The following is a 15,146-nucleotide window of genomic DNA, read 5'->3' as shown; positions in this document are numbered from 1 at the left end:
TAAAGTAATCGTTACAGATTATTGCTTTGTTGTGCATATTGAGGATTTTGCGAGAGGGACTCCTCTATTCTCAGGGGAGTTTACGAGATGCTAGGTTCTATGTACAAGCCGTTTGTCGAGCATTTAGAACAGGAGCTATTTCAACGATTTGATCTTAAGCAGCGCCCCATTCCTTCTGGTTTAGAGTACAACGTGAGTCAACGTGGCAAAAATCCAGCGACGATTCAAAGCTGGTGCTATGAGTGCTCGGAGTTGCGGAAGATTCGCTATACCTATATTGATGCTGGGGTCAGTGCGCAGATTTTTAATTGTGTAATCTATCCTAGCCATCATTACGATTTGCCGCTTCTTGGGGTAGATTTTCTCTCTTTTGGGCAGGTGAAGAATTTGATTGTGATGGATTTTCAACCGTTATTTCAGGATGAAGATTATCTCGATCGCTATATTCGTCCTTTACAACTTTTGCACGATCGCTATCCGGATCTGGAACAGGATTTGGAAATGAAGTTCTACGATGCAAATCAGTACTTCTCTAAGTATCTGCTGTTTGCTAAGACGAATCCAGAAACTGTTGCAACGCGAGTGTTTGAGGCATTTAAGGATTATTTAAGCCTCTACTGGAAGCTGTTGGATCAGGTGGTTCCATCGGTGTATTTTGAATCGGTGCAACGGGTGGTGAAGGCGCAAAAGGACTATGATCAGTACAGCGCCGATCGCGATCCGGCGTCTGGATTATTTAGTAGCTATTTTGGCCATGAGTGGTCTGAGCGCTTTTTGTACGAATTTTTGTTTGAAGATGCTGTTCCGTTGGCTGTAGCTGCATGACTCTTTACGAACCGTTTCTTGATTATGCGATCGATCGTCTAAGGTCTCGTTGGGATTTGCAAGATTATCCCATTCCGGCTGGATTTGAGTCGAAGCAGGCGATCGTCGGTAAGGGCAAACACGAAGAAACGGTGCTGACGACGAGTTATGGGTTTCAAACTACCAAGCTGCGGCAAATTCGAGCGGCTCATGTGCAGGGTGGACAGTCTCTACAGGTTTTGAATTTTGTGATTTTCCCGCAATTAAATTACGATCTGCCGTTTTTTGGGGCGGATTTGGTGACGCTGCCGGGTGGCCATTTAATTGCGTTGGATATGCAACCTTTGTTCCATGATGACGCCTATCGATCGCGCTATAGTGATCCAATTTTGCCGATTTTCCGCCAACACCAGCAGCAGCTGCCTTGGGGGGGCGATTTTCCCGACGAAGCGAAGCCGTTTTTCTCCCCGGTTTTTCTGTGGACGCGCCCCCAATTTACTGAAGTTGTGGAAACTCAGGTGTTTCAAGCCTTTCAAGATTATCTCAATGCCTATCTGGATTTTGTAGATCGGGCGGAACCCGTGACTGATCCGCAGGCATTGCAGGCGATCGAACAATCTCAATTGCGTTACTTGCGTTATCGGGCTGAAAAAGACCCGGCGCGGGGAATGTTCCGGCGCTTTTATGGAGAAGCTTGGACAGAAGAATATATCCATGGCTTTTTGTTTGATCTGGAACGCAAGTTAGCGATCGCTGAATGAGTTTTGCCGAACGGTTTTGCTTCGTGGTCTAGGATCTCTCGTACATTGCTTTTGAAACCTCTCCCAAACGCCCCATGGAAATGAGGCGTTTTTTATGATGGTTTTTTTGTTGTTCTCTGAGTGTTTTGCAGACTTTAAATTTGGAGTTCAAATCGAGTTCGGAAGCTGCCGTACTTAATCCAGTACTGTTTTAAGCTGTGGCAGGGGGTGTGCAAACTGGCTTTAGCTTGATATAAAACGACTTGACGGTGATCGCCCATCCAAATTTTGTCGATCGGGTCTACGGAAATAATGGTGCCGCCTAGGATGGTGACACAGGTGGAGAAGCGATCGAGGGCGGCATAATCAACGGTTTGAAAAATAAAAAAGTTGCCTGAGCAAATTAAGTGACGGCTCCGAATCCAACATTTCAGCTTTTTTTCGGCTTCTGGCGGCAGCATTGTTACAGCCAGCTCTTTTTCAAGACAGTCGCGTAATCCCTTCATTACGATCGCAATACAAATAAATGGTCAAAGTCCCAAAAGTAAGGGATGGGAAACTGTAGGTAGGAAACTGTGGATGCGATAACAGTCAGTCGCAAGCAATCTCACAATTAATCAATCTCGCAGAGATGAAAACGTTCAACCAAAACGTTCAACCAAAACGTTTAACTGATAACCAGAACAAGGCAAAAAAGGCCGCACAACTCTAGCGAAGCAGGAGGAAAGGGTTCCTCCGATGCTTCGGGTTGCTACTTAGAACGGGAATGATGCAATTGGCTGAATCGTTGCGCTGAATCATTGCAATGATCAATGGCAGAACCATTGCAATGATTCGATCGCAACTATGCGATTTCAGTAATGCTGACGATCTTGCCGCCGGAACGATGAATCCGCTGAATCTGCGGGGTCATCTTGCTGGCGGAAACAATGTATTCGCTGGTGCTGACTCGGCGAGGGCTATCGAATTTTGCACCTTGCACCACAATTTTGAAGCGGCGCTCAGTCCCTGATCCGATCACAGTTGCTTTAGCCGGTTTGATGGCATTAGCGGCATTGGCAGCCACGGCATACACCAATTGCGGTGCTTTAACTGCACTGCTGACTTGGGCAGGCCCGCGATCGATCGCAAACAAACGGTTATAGCTGACCTGTTTCAGCCCCGCTTCGCTGCTCCGACGATAGGTGGGCACATTGTGCTCCCCAAAGGCGCTTTGATATTCTTCACTATCAATGTAGGAGTCAATCTCAGCGGCATAACCTTCGGTGACGCAACGTACGACATGCGCTGACAATTCTTCCTGGGATTGGGGAGCCCGCCCCAGGAAATGCATGAAATTGAGTTCTACAAACCGATAGGGGGAGCAGGTTTCAAAATAACGTGAGCGGTAAAAATCTGATTGGCCAACTGCGCGCACGAATTCCCGTATGGTGATGCTGCCTTCGGCTAACTTGGATTCGGCGGTCACCAGTCGCTCGCTGTCCATGACGTGGGGATTGCCCAGGACATGTTTGTAAACTGCGCGAATGGCTTCTTGTACTTCTTCGGACGATCGAACCGATCGCAATTCAAGGGTTTCCATAATTTATTGATGTCACTTGAGAATTACAAAAGCTTGAGTTGGATCTTAGACAGGGGTGATGCTGGCAATGACGCCACCCTGCCGATGAATCCGTTGGTAGGCTGAAGATAACTGCTCAAACGGAACAAAGAGAACTTGGTTACTGCGACGGTAAGGGGAAACGGATTTAACGGTTTTAGCGCGATATCCGGTGACTTCGATCCGATAAACTTTGCCAGAATCTGCCCCGTTGAACCGTTGGCAAGTGCGGGCTGTGTTGGCCGGAGCCCGGAAGGTGGCCCCAGCGCTGCCTGGAGAAACCACCGCTGTGGGGGTAGATTGAATCACTAAGGAATTTAAGCGAGGGCTCTTGCCAGCTAGGTTGCCTTTCAGGCTGCTGCTGGATGCACCGCGCACCATTTCAAACAGGTGGGTGAATTGCACCATGTTTTGGGTGGCGTCTGTTTTGTAACCCCGAATGTAAGGAACGATGTTTTCGCCAAACGTCGTTTGATATTCGTCGCTGTCTAGGTAGGAATCGATCTCCGCTTCAAAGCCTGCGGTATCGAGAATGGTGCTGTGGGTGCGCATTTCTTCTAGATCTGCAGGGGTACGGCCTAAGAGATGGCGGAAGTTAAGTTCGATTGCTCGATAACGGGGCACATTGCTAAAGAACCGGGTGCGATAAAGATCGGACTTAGCAACTTGGCGAATGAATTCACGCACACTGAGTTCGCCGCGCTTAAATTGCGATTCGGGGACGGTGAGGCGTTCGCTCTCCATGACGTAGGCATTTCCCAGAATCTGCCGATAAATGACGCGAATGGTGGTTTCTTTATCTTCGTTAGAGCTGCCCGGTGCGGACTCGATCGGCGGGGTACTGTCAAATAGGGCAACGCCTAAACGGGAAGCGGGTCCAAATACCATGAACAAAGTTCTCCTATTACAACCAACAGAAGTCCGAGATTGCCATGAACAAATCAGCCAATCAAAAACTAATCGATCAAACACTGACCGATCAAAATACAACATGAACTAAATCACTGAATCAGAATGAACTGATGGGCTGGCGTTGGGCGTGCAACTCAAGACTTCGAAATTCCCCAAGAAATTGGGGTAGACAAGTCATTTGTTGCAGTTGATGCTCTAACTTAGGACGAAGTCGTAAACAGAGATACTTTAGGAAAGACTTTTAAAGAAAATTTGAAGATGGTTCAAAAAGTAAATTGATTTGATCTGGACGATAAATCACTCGATCGCTTCTAGGTTCCAACCCAATGTCTCGGCTACTTGCTCTGCTAAGGTCATGGGGTCAAAGGGTTTGGCAATGACGCCAACGATGCCGAGTTCTGCAAATCGGGCTTGATCGGCGGGTTGGATTTTGGCGGTTAATAAGATGACGGGAATTGTGCAAGTAGTCGCGTTGTCCATTAAATGGTGAAAGGTTTCCACCCCATCCATATCTGGCATGGACACATCGAGTAGGATTACGTCGGGGTGTTCGGTGGCTGCGCTCTGCAATCCCTCTCGTCCTGAACTGGCTAGGAGAGTTTCCCAGCCTGCTACATCTTCTAGGCAGCCTTGAATAACTTCTTGAACGACTTCTTCGTCGTCAATGACTAATACTCGTTTGCTAGACATTGCCGGATCCTAAAGTTTTTTAAAGGCGATCGCTGGCTTGCAGCGATCGAACAATCTTGAGATCTGTCCCTTAGGGCAAGGGTGGTAAAAGGAGGGTGAAATAAAATGTGCTCCCTTCGCCTAAAACACTATCAGCCCAAATGCGGCCTCCGTGTTGTTGAATAATACTGCGACAAATCGCGAGTCCTAATCCGGTGCCGCCTTTCTTGCGGGAATCGGATGCATCAACTTGCTGGAACTGTCCAAAGATACTTTCTAGCTTATCAGCCGGAATTCCCCGTCCTTGGTCTTTGACTTGAAATAGGATGTAGGGGGGCTGGAGTTGGGGGGGGAAGGCTGCATTCCCGCTGTGAGAGGCTGATTCTGAGGATTTCAGGGGCTGGCTGCTGGTTGGGCTGGTTGGGGGCTTCTGGGTGGTTCGATGGGAGGGGACTGGGATTTCCCGTTGTCGATTGGTATTTTTATCTTCAATTAATTCTGCGGTGATCCAAACGGTGCTGTTGGGTTTGGAGAATTTGATGGCATTGCTAATTAGGTTAGTTAAGGTCTGAATAATGGAGTCTGGGTCAGCCCATACGTCCAGGTTGAGGGGAATAAATGAGAGTGTAATGCCATTTTGTTCTGCTTCTACGCGCATAGCGTCTACAGATTGCAGCATGAGGGTTAAGACAGAGCAGGGCTGCTTGGCTAGGGTAACGCGCCCAGATTCTAAGCGGCCTAGGTCCAAAATGTCATTGACTAAGCGTACAAGGCGATCGGTTTGGGTGGAGGCAATTTGCAGCATGCGTTTGCCCCGTTGGGGTTTTTGGTCGTAGACGCCATTGGCTAATAATCCAAGGGAACCCCGAATTGCGGTGAGGGGGGTTCGTAGTTCGTGACTGACGATTGAGATAAATTCGTTTTTCATCTGGGCGATTGCGCGGCTTTCTGTGATGTCTTCTACAGTGCCTACGTGTCCAGTGAGTTCTTCTTGAGCAGAAAAGACGGGTGCTGTTTGAATGCGGCAGAAGCGGATAATGCCATCGCGCCGGACAAATCTGACCTCTGCTGAGAATTCTTGGTTATGGGCTGCAGCTAATTGCCATTGCTGCCAAAATTCGTCGCGATCGTCGGTGTGAATAAAGCGTTTCCAACCGTCTTGCAAGGCTGCTTCAAAGCTGAAGTCTCCGATGGTCTGACAGCGTGGATTGGTGTAAATCCATTGTCCTGTGGCATCCATCCGAAAGATGCCAATGGGTGAAGATTCACTGAGCGATCGAAATAGGGCTTCGCTTTGGCGTAGGGCTTTTTCGATGCGTTTGCGTTCGCTGAGTTCTTCTTGCAGTTGTTGGTATAGTTCCGATTGCTGAATGGCGATCGCCATTTGGGTGGCGATTTGTTGCAGTAAGGTGATCTCCCACTCTTGCCACTGGCGCGACTGGCTGCACTGGTGGGCGATTAATAGTCCCCAGAGTCTATCTTGCTGAAGGATGGGGATGACTAGTTTGGCTCGGACTTGGATTTGAATTAAAAATTCTGCCAGACAGGGAATGACTGCTTCGCGATCGCGATCGGTGAGGGTATAAATTCGGCCTTGCAGGTAGTTCAGTCGGGCTTCTTCGGGAAAGACTTCTTCGGGAAAGAGGAAGTCTAGGACTTTGATCCAGCCGGGGGCGGTGGCTTCAGCGATCGCGCTGCCTGTGCCGTTGTCCCACACTCGATACACTAATACCCGATCAGCTTGAAGTAGCGCTTGTACTTCGGTGACTGCGGCTGCCAAAATGGTTTGCAAGTCCAAGGATTCGCGAATATTTTGGGCGATCGCGGCTAAGATTCGTTCCCGTTCTACTTGTTGGCGTAGTCCGCTGTCGGTTTGAAGCATTGGGCTTAATTCTAAAATCCAGGACTTTCCGAGGTGGTGTAACCGTCCTTGGAGGAGCCGTGGTGGAGCGGTTTTCCCGCTGCGCCATTGTAGTTGTAGGATTGGCTGGCTTAGGTTGGATGCTTGTAAGGTTTGGCGCAAGCGCTTGATTTGAGAGGAGGGTAAAAACTCTGCTAATGGCTGTTTTCGCAGGGATTTGATGGATTGCCCTAGTAGTTCGATGGCAGTGCCACTTGCTTGCTGAATGATTAAATCTGCTTGCTTGAGTCGCAGTAGCACGGTGGTTCCTGCGGTGCTGGTTTTGGAGATTGAATTGGAGATGGAAGATGAGATAGAAGTGGAAGATACCTGGAATTGATTGGGAGACGAGGCCATGGGTGCTTACGGGCAGTGACTAGAAAACGCGATTGGGAAAAGCAATGATGAATACGATCAGTAATACGATAAGTAAATCAATCTAAGGGCGTGTGGTCCGCATTCCCCCTAGTCGGCTGACAATGCGGGTCACGAGATCGGCTTCAACCATGGGTTTAGGGATAAAGTCATTGGCTCCTGCTGCGAACACTTGCTGGATGGAATCGCGATCGGTTTGTTCGGTGACAACTAAGATGGGTAATGTTTGCCACTGTGGATCGTGGCGGACTACCTGACAGAGTTCGACTCCGCTGAAGGTGGGTAGATCCCAGTCTAAGACCAGTAGATCGGGGCTTGTCGTGGTCAAGATGTCCCAAAATTGTTGGGGTTGTTCGAGGGGCGTGACTTCTACGTTCCACGATCGTAGCCATTGGGTCAAGTGGGTTAAGCTCTGGAGATCGTGGTTTACGGCCATTACGCGATTGGGCTTTAATCGATGGCTTTGGTTCAACACATCGACGATCGTTTGCAGAATTTTCGGAATGGTGATGGGTTTATGCAAAAAAGCGCAGGCTCCTAGACGTACCACTTCTACTCGATCGGGTAGGCTTTCACGGGCGGTAAACACGAGGACAGGAATCTGAGGCCGATCGAGGGTTAACTCCCGTAGTAACGCTAATCCATCTTCCTGGGATGCTGGAAAGTTGAGATCTAGGACGATTGCATCGGGTGGCTGTTTACAGATCATTGCACGGGCTACGGTTAAGTCGGTTGCTACTTCTACGCGCCATCCCAAAATAATCGCCTCTATACGAATTTGCTCTGCTAACAGCAAATCATCATCAACAATTAAAATCAGTGGAGTTCTTTGGAGGAAGTGGGGCAACAGGGCGATGGTCTGCGACCGACTGGAGGTCATTGGGGCGGGACTAGTGAACGGCTGACGATCTAGCTGATGGTGGGGGAACTGCTCCAAGCTTTGGATCTGGTTCATTTGCTGTTGAATCTGCTGCACCTGCTGGATAGCCCATTCCAGTGGCTGCGCCCTTGGGGGGTGATCCGACTGTAACTGTGTTTCAATCTGGCGCAAAAGAGTGGTTGCGGCCTGCCACCCAAATACCCCCAAGGATCCCACCAGTTGGTGGGCTAGTTGTGCAGCGGTTTGCTGGGTTCCTGAAGATTCGGGGTTGGCTAATTCGGCTAATAATGCTTGCAACTGGTTTTCCAGTTCAGTCATTTGTCTAGCCAGTTTGGGTCTAAACTTCTTCCAGCTGCGGTTGAGCCGTTCTTTGGTGTGGTGGTGTTGGCGTAATTGTGGGCCTGAAGGGGCGGGTTCGACCTGTGCGGCGGGTCTGGCTTCCTGGCGGGTGGGACTGGGTTCCGAGATCAATGCCCGTAGCCGATAGCCCAGTCCGTGGACAGTTTCAATGGGGTCGATCGACCCGGCGGCTTTTAACTTTTGTCGCAGACTGTAGATATGACTGCTGACGGTTTCTTCTCCGGGAGAGTCAGCAAAGTCCCACAGGCGATCGAGGATGGCACTACGGCTGAAAATCCGTTTAGGATTACAGAGAAATAGTTCCAAAACACAAAATTCTTTTGGAGTTAAATGGAGTGTTTTGCTGTTGTAAGTGACTTCGCCATTGCTAGAGTCAAATCGCAGATTTTCCCAAGTAATCACCGATGTGGTTGATTCTTGACTGCGTCTTAACAAGGCTCTGATGCGTGCTAGCAGTTCTGGAAGGTCAAAGGGCTTAACCACGTAGTCATCGGCTCCTGCATCCAACCCCAGCACACGATCGTGGGTTCCATCTTTGGCTGTCAGCAGCAAAATTGATCGGTTATACCCTTGCTTGCGCAACTGCTGACAAATGGTAAGGCCATCTAATTTTGGCAGCATGACATCGAGTAAAATTAAGTTATAGTCTGATGTCTGTGCGAAGGTTAATCCTGTTTCCCCATCCCTGGCTAAGTCTACGATATATTGGTGAGCACTCAGGGTTTCGACTAGAGATAAGCCAGTAATTTCGTCATCTTCAACTAATAAAATTTTCATAAAATCTCCGGGAAACTGTATTTTTGTATCCCACTTTAGATATCTGGCTATCCCAAATACTCTAGACATTTTCTCTAGAGGAAAATGGAATAAAATTGATAAAAAGCGATTCATCGAATAAGGTGCCAATATTAACTCAAGCACCGGATGAATCGCTTTATGCATATTGTACACATACACTTACGAGGATTGATATTGCTTAACCGAAGAAGCGATCGTAAATTTTCCCCATAGAGATCTCACCTCCAACCATGCTGCCGTAGGTAATTGCGTTAGCCCGATTTACATCTGTACGTATACCAGCCGCCCAACTATCACAAGCCTATCGTAAGACAATCAATCAGCGGGTCACAATTTTTTTAAATCGTAATGACATCAGAAATTTTCTGTTTCCCACGATGTTTAAGATTATGTTTAGTAGGGTCGATTAGATGATTCTGATGATGGACTTGAATATCCTGTCTTTCGCGCAGGGTTTTTTCGACTCTAGGTTGAGAGCAACCGACCCCTTTGAGCAGTGAGATTGTGATAGCCCATTTATCATCATGGCGACGATCGGGTGTGTCATTGTAAGCCATAATAGCCGCAATCCAAGCATCAATGAGTTGTTGGCTATTTTGAACAGAAGCCTTAATGCGCTTCGGTTGATGGGTGAAGTGACCCCTTCCTTTCGGACACGAAAACATAAGATCTAAGGATCTTCTCTCCTTTTTTCCACATTTCTATTTCTGTTATCGATTCCATTTCTTTTCATATTCCTCCAGTGTTAGATAACCCAATGACGAATGAATCCTCTTCCTCATGTAAACATCCTCCAGAAAATGTTCTATCTGTTCATAAGCTTCCGTAAAGTTGCGATATTCCGATAAATCCACTTCCTCCTCTTTGATCGTCCTCATCAGCCGCTCTGCATATCCGTTCTGCCAAGCTTGACCCACTTCCGCCCTGCTGATCTCACCTCGGTGTTTTTTCAGCAGGGCAACATACTCGTTTGCGGCGTATTGTACACCTTGATCCGAATGGTGGATTTCGGGTCGTCCTCTCTCTAATCCTTTGCCCAACGCAGTCAGGGTCAAACTCTGATCTATACTCCTAGACAGGTGCCAGCCTCGTATGCTGCGAGTGAATACGTCCATCACCACCGCTAGATAAACGAACTCCTGATTTAGCTTGATGTAGGTGATATCGGCCACCCAGACTTGATCTGGGCGCTCGATCACCAAGTTCATCACCCGATATTGACACTGTTGAAATTGTTTGATCGATAACTCCCGATGCTTGATAGATCGCCCCTACCCTTGATTATCCAGCCAGTTGTTCAGATCCTCGATCGTGTCAAACTGGAGGAGGGCGATCTCCAAGGCTTACAACTGCTCTGGAGACAAAGCATTAACGAGTCGTGCCTAATTTTGTTCTGTCTGAGCTTGAAGTTGTTGAACTTGTTCGATCGTGAGTCCGGTAGCTTGAGAGATTGCTTCGATCGACAACATCCCTTGTTTCAGAAGATTTTGGGCAATCTCAATTTCTCTAGCCTGACGCACTTTACTTTCAGTCTCTTGCTCCCAAACCTCAAACGCTTTCGTAATAGCCATAATGTCCTCCCGTTGCACAAAACCCTCTAACTCACCCAAGTCTATTCTAATCTTCCAACTCGCCACCAGCCGCAAAATTCGCCATCGTTGCGGCGAATCATTGGGCAACGCAATCACCTCCTCGATTGCCACCTTCTGTGTATTGTCTCGCCCCAACACCCGCAGCAATAACGTTTCTGGAATTACAGGAAGCTGATCGATAGCGACGATCGCCGTCTTCAGCAGATCGCCCATAAAATACACCCCCGATGGCCAGCTTGGCTGAGTTATCACATTTGCCGCTTTCAGCAATGGTCGTGAAGTTGTCGCTGCTAGGATCCACAGGATTGGCAAATCATCTTCAGTCAACTCATCCTTCTGAGACGGATGCCTTGGGCCACGTCACGACCTACGAATACGACGACTTGGGTCGCATGGTGAAAACGATCTTCGTTCTATGACTACGACTACGATGAGCGCGACCGAGTGACATACTCCCGACTCTGATGCTTACGCATACAGAGCGGGCTTCTCAGTGACTCCAGCTATTGCTTCGGACGTTACCTGAGCTTTATCGACGGAATGCCCTACCGCCGAATACTTGATATTGATAGCCGCGTTGTGGTCACGGTCAATCGTCAACCCACACTCAGGACAGGCGTGAAGTCTGTCCTTTAGCTTTTTGGGAACCTTTGTACCGCATCCAGAGCAGTTTTGAGATGTGCCGTTTGGATTCACCGCAATTCCCAGCAATCCGGCTCTTTCAGCCTTGATTGAGAGAATTTGCAGGAATTGTCCCCATCCAGCATCATGCGTTGATTTTGCAAGCCTCGTTCTTGCAATCCCTTTGATATTCAGCTTTTCATGAGCAACGTGCTTCCCTTGAGATAAAAGCTTTTTGGCTGTTTTGTAATGAAAGTCTTTACGCTGATTGGCGACTTTCAGATGTGCTTTAGCGATTCGCTTAATTGCTTTCTTTCGACGATTTGAACCTTATCGAGCGTCGATGAATCAGAGGCAGTGGTTAAGTTGAGCATCATTGAGATTCCAGAGATAACACTGGCATACTCTACACCTGTGCTCTCGGGGTTGTTCAGGAGTGCAATGGAAGTTCATCGATCGTGCTAATTGTTAGAAATCACTGGGAGTTAATGTCTTTTTGTTTTGCGATAGTGAAGTGCCTTTGCTTGAAATGTTGCGTTTTTTCAGAAAATCTAGTGTTGAATTGCTTCTCTGTTCAGTGTTGTCATGATTACAACATCATCGATTTTGGTTTTCCCCCGATGCACATAGTTATGTTTATCGGGGTCGAGTTGATGCTTCTGATGGTGCTGCTGAATCTCTTGTTGTCTCGTGCCCACGATCAGTTCACCTTTACGATTTTTACCCCCGATCGCGGCGACGATCGCTTCCTGACTTTTGACAAACGCCTTTAACGTATTGATACCAATTGCCCATTTTTCTTGATGTTTGCGACCTGGCTGATTGTTGTACTCGATAATGGCATCAATTGCCTGATTCAGTAGACCGCTCGTTTCCGCTGCGCCTGACCGTTGTCTAGGTAGTTTCTCTGTTTGCGTTGGTTGCTCCTGGTCAGCTTTTGGAGCCACACTAGTTTTCGTCGCTCTAGTCGCTTTGATTAATGGAGTGGATTGAGCCTGAGCCAACGTCGGAATCAGTGCTTTCTGCACCTCGACCAATTGGGAGATCGCATCGAGCAACTGCTCAAACTTTGAGTCTTGTGGAGTAGCAATTGCAGTCTTATCCAATTCGGATTTATCCAATTCAGGCTGAGTTTCTACAACTTGAGTTTGCATCGGGACATCCTCTACTTCTGTTTCAGTCGATTCTGGTTGAGATCGATTGAGTTGATTCTGCTGTGTTTCCAACTGATCGAGGAACGCATGAAAGCGCTCATATTGCGTCCCCTCAAATCGTTCTAGAAGCTGTTGTAGGCGCTGTTTATCCTCCTTCCACATCCGATACGATGTCCCTTCTCTGCGCGGTTTTTGGGGCTTTGGTTCCATTGCTTGTTGGAACTGCTCAATGGGTTCAATCCCACTCACTCCTAACTTGATCCCCTTGCGCTTGCCGTTGTAATGAGCAATCTCCTGATCGGAAATCTCATAATCGGAATAATGCCGAGAAGCTGCGAGAGAACGCTTCAACTGATCATCCTTAGCCTCACGAATGGCATAGTGCCCTTGAATCGCCGCCTTGAACTCGGTTTCATTCACCGAAGGGGGACAATACCAAAATGTGGCGATCGTGGCGTAGACGGCGCGAAAGAGGTGGGTGTAGAGATTGTCTTCACCCTCTCTGGTTGGGACTAACTTCGCGAAGGTGCGATCGCAAATTGCCGCCACCGCAGATTCATACTTTTTGTTAATCTCACGGGGTTTCATGTGAATCGCTTCGGGTAATTCGGCTCGGAGGCGATTCAGCGCCGTGATCACGCGATCGGCGTGGGCAAGTGTGGGAATTTCAAATGCTAGTTCCACAGGTTCACCCCTGCGCTTCAACGCCCCTGTAAATATGACGCTCCACTGTGATTTCTTCTCGAATTTGGCAGTACTTAAAATCTCTGCTACCCGTCGTCCTGTAACCACAGCTAATCCGGCTGCAATGTTTTCCCAGTTGGGTAATTCCATGAGCCGAACTGCCTCAGCGACGATCGCTTCTGGATGATCAATTTGTTGAGTTGCCTCGTTGCGATCGCTGACGCGCTTTTGCTTGAGGGTATTAATTTCAGTGTGTTCCTCGGTGGTGAACTTGATATGGTTGAGAATCCAATGATCCTCCCCCAATTCATTCTTCAGAATTCTACGAGTGTCATCCATCAAGCCCTGTTGTTGAAGCAAAGTTTTAGAGCCGCGATCACGCCACTGTTGGCGGATCTGTTGATTGAGTGCATCCGCCTGTTGTTGTCCCTTGGGAGTATGTTTAAGTGCTTTAATCGCAGGCAGGTAGTCGGATTCAACTGCTCGTTGTAGCCATTTTCGGGTCATAACGGGTCTCCTAGAGAGTCAAATGAACAAAGCCCTAGACTGAGCAAGCAGAGGCAAAGTTAGTCAGGTCAGACGTGATCAAGAACGCTATCCGATTCAGCGGTTGAACTGCATGATCGTATTAAACCAGATGTCTTTGATATCCATATCATACTGCAATCAATATCTATATGCAAGTGATTCTATGTGAATTAGTAGGGCTATACATATTTGCTGAATGCTATAGCTAAAGCCAGCGCCGTTAGGACATAGACTAGAAAGGACGTGAGTGATTTCCCCTGCTTGACCATGGCACGACCCTACAGTGAAGATTTTCGACGCAAAGTCATCGAAGCGATCGAATTGGACGGACTGAAAAAACAAGAAGTCAGTGAATTGTTTCACATTAGTCGCAATACGATTGACCTGTGGCTCAAACGCAAAGCCGAAACTGGGGATATTCAGCCCAAGCACCGCACCGCGCCGCCGCACAATTGCAAAATCACCGACTGGGAGAAGTTTCAAGCCTTCGTAGACGAGCATCCCGATCAAACCCAGGCGGAGCTAGCCCAGTTGTGGGAAGACGACATTAGTCAACGCACCATCTGTCGAGCGTTACAGAAAATAGGCTATAGCCGTAAAAAAAAACTACGGTTATCGAGAACGCGATGAAGCGAAACGGCAAGCGTTTGTTGAGGAGATAGGAGACCTCAAGGCTCCTCATCTGGTCTATGTTGATGAGTCCGGGATGGATGAACGAGATGACTATGGTTATGGCTATGGGCCGATAGGGCAACGGGTTGAGGGACTCAAATCAGGGCGGCGTCAGGGACGGGTTAACATGATTGCGGGCTATCGGGATGGGCAATTGATTGCCCCCTTTACGGTGGAAGGCTCTTGTAATCGCACAGTCTTTGAGACTTGGTTAGAGCAGTGCTTAATTCCCCAGTTGCGTCCAGGGGAGTGGGTGATTGTGGACAATGCCACCTTTCATCATGGGGGCCGCATTGCCCAATTAATTGAGGCAGCAGGGGCACGGGTGGTCTATTTGCCGCCCTATTCGCCCGACCTGAATCGCATTGAAAAGTGTTGGGCTTGGTTAAAAAGTCGGATTCGTCGCCAGTTAGATCAGTACCCAACTTTGCGCGAGGCTATGGAAGCTGTGCTCAATCAGGCCGCGTCCTAATAAAGTTGGCTACAGCTATAGATAGAGCAGGAGCGTTAGATAACGCACTCATGCCTATGAGCAAAAACAAGGATTGATACAGATTCCTTATCATCCAATCTTTTTGATTAGCTATCTATAAGTAAGACTCACTAAAAGCAAGCGTATCTGTATCAATATTATATAAAACAGGTCATAAATGATATGGATATCAAATGGCGTATGAAAGTACGATCGCTAGAGTGAATATATAGTAAGCGCTAAAACTATTGCTATATATGGCTCGCAGCGCTCGTTCTATTTATATGAATATGCGGTTGCTATCCATAAGTGATTTGTATAGGTTTGGAATGATATGAATCGCTTATGGATATGGATAGGATGTACGTACGGATACAGATAAGTT

At 47.9% G+C, this 15,146-nt stretch carries 12 protein-coding genes and 2 pseudogenes; 3 read left to right on the top strand and 11 right to left on the bottom strand.

The features are described 5' to 3' along the window. Window positions 1–87 precede the first annotated feature (87 nt). A complete protein-coding gene (locus tag ACN4EG_RS14415) occupies window positions 88–825 on the top strand; it encodes a 15,16-dihydrobiliverdin:ferredoxin oxidoreductase (protein WP_431630411.1) in 738 nt (245 codons plus the stop codon). After that, a complete protein-coding gene (locus ACN4EG_RS14410; protein ID WP_431630409.1) occupies window positions 822–1,565 on the top strand; it encodes a phycoerythrobilin:ferredoxin oxidoreductase in 744 nt (247 codons plus the stop codon). The genes ACN4EG_RS14415 and ACN4EG_RS14410 overlap by 4 nt, the downstream gene beginning before the upstream one ends. 134 nt (window positions 1,566–1,699) lie before the next feature. Here ACN4EG_RS14410 and ACN4EG_RS14405 read toward each other — a convergent pair whose 3' ends face one another. The 11 genes and pseudogenes from ACN4EG_RS14405 to ACN4EG_RS14355 form a co-directional block, all read right to left on the bottom strand. Next, the gene (locus tag ACN4EG_RS14405) at window positions 1,700–2,050 is read right to left on the bottom strand and encodes a CpeR family transcriptional regulator (protein WP_431630408.1); all 351 of its coding nucleotides are present in this window, start codon (window positions 2,048–2,050) and stop codon (window positions 1,700–1,702) included. A 338-nt stretch (window positions 2,051–2,388) separates the two neighbouring features. Continuing rightward, window positions 2,389–3,126, bottom strand: coding sequence for a phycobilisome rod-core linker polypeptide (locus ACN4EG_RS14400; protein WP_431630406.1), 738 nt, complete (start codon window positions 3,124–3,126; stop codon window positions 2,389–2,391). 45 nt (window positions 3,127–3,171) lie between these two features. After that, window positions 3,172–4,032: a phycobilisome rod-core linker polypeptide gene (locus ACN4EG_RS14395; protein WP_431630404.1), complete on the bottom strand. Its 861-nt coding sequence runs from the start codon at window positions 4,030–4,032 to the stop codon at window positions 3,172–3,174. Between the two features lie 321 nt (window positions 4,033–4,353). After that, window positions 4,354–4,746, bottom strand: coding sequence for a response regulator (locus ACN4EG_RS14390; RefSeq protein WP_431630402.1), 393 nt, complete (start codon window positions 4,744–4,746; stop codon window positions 4,354–4,356). A gap of 70 nt (window positions 4,747–4,816) precedes the next feature. Continuing rightward, a complete protein-coding gene (locus ACN4EG_RS14385; RefSeq protein ID WP_431630400.1) occupies window positions 4,817–6,982 on the bottom strand; it encodes an ATP-binding protein in 2,166 nt (721 codons plus the stop codon). Between the two features lie 82 nt (window positions 6,983–7,064). After that, window positions 7,065–9,017, bottom strand: coding sequence for a response regulator (locus ACN4EG_RS14380; protein WP_431630399.1), 1,953 nt, complete (start codon window positions 9,015–9,017; stop codon window positions 7,065–7,067). A gap of 359 nt (window positions 9,018–9,376) precedes the next feature. After that, window positions 9,377–9,703 carry a hypothetical protein gene (locus ACN4EG_RS14375; RefSeq protein ID WP_431630397.1) on the bottom strand — a complete coding sequence of 109 codons (327 nt, stop codon included), beginning with the start codon at window positions 9,701–9,703 and terminating at the stop codon, window positions 9,377–9,379. 45 nt (window positions 9,704–9,748) lie between these two features. Continuing rightward, window positions 9,749–10,252: pseudogene (locus tag ACN4EG_RS14370) on the bottom strand (IS3 family transposase); the annotation flags it as partial. A 168-nt stretch (window positions 10,253–10,420) separates the two neighbouring features. Continuing rightward, complete coding sequence (locus tag ACN4EG_RS14365) at window positions 10,421–10,957, bottom strand: RpnC/YadD family protein (RefSeq protein ID WP_431630395.1); 537 nt, start codon at window positions 10,955–10,957, stop codon at window positions 10,421–10,423. Between the two features lie 141 nt (window positions 10,958–11,098). Beyond that, window positions 11,099–11,569, bottom strand: a pseudogene (locus ACN4EG_RS14360) (RNA-guided endonuclease InsQ/TnpB family protein); the annotation flags it as partial. Between the two features lie 233 nt (window positions 11,570–11,802). Continuing rightward, window positions 11,803–13,596, bottom strand: a complete 1,794-nt coding sequence (locus ACN4EG_RS14355) for a protelomerase family protein (protein ID WP_431630392.1) — start codon at window positions 13,594–13,596, stop codon at window positions 11,803–11,805. Between the two features lie 288 nt (window positions 13,597–13,884). On the opposite strand from ACN4EG_RS14355, the gene ACN4EG_RS14350 reads away from it, so the two are divergent. Next, window positions 13,885–14,761, top strand: a protein-coding gene (locus ACN4EG_RS14350) for an IS630 family transposase (RefSeq protein ID WP_431630391.1) whose coding sequence is annotated in 2 segments (ribosomal slippage) — window positions 13,885–14,214 and window positions 14,216–14,761 — 876 coding nt in all. Because the reading frame shifts where the segments join, the coding sequence is not laid out codon by codon here. The last annotated feature ends 385 nt before the right edge of the window (window positions 14,762–15,146 follow it).

Source organism: Alkalinema pantanalense CENA528 (genome assembly GCF_050753345.1).
Lineage (GTDB): Bacteria > Cyanobacteriota > Cyanobacteriia > Leptolyngbyales > Leptolyngbyaceae > Alkalinema > Alkalinema pantanalense.
The sequence above is the reverse complement of the archived record's forward strand: the minus strand, read 5'-3'. Positions and strand labels throughout refer to the sequence as shown.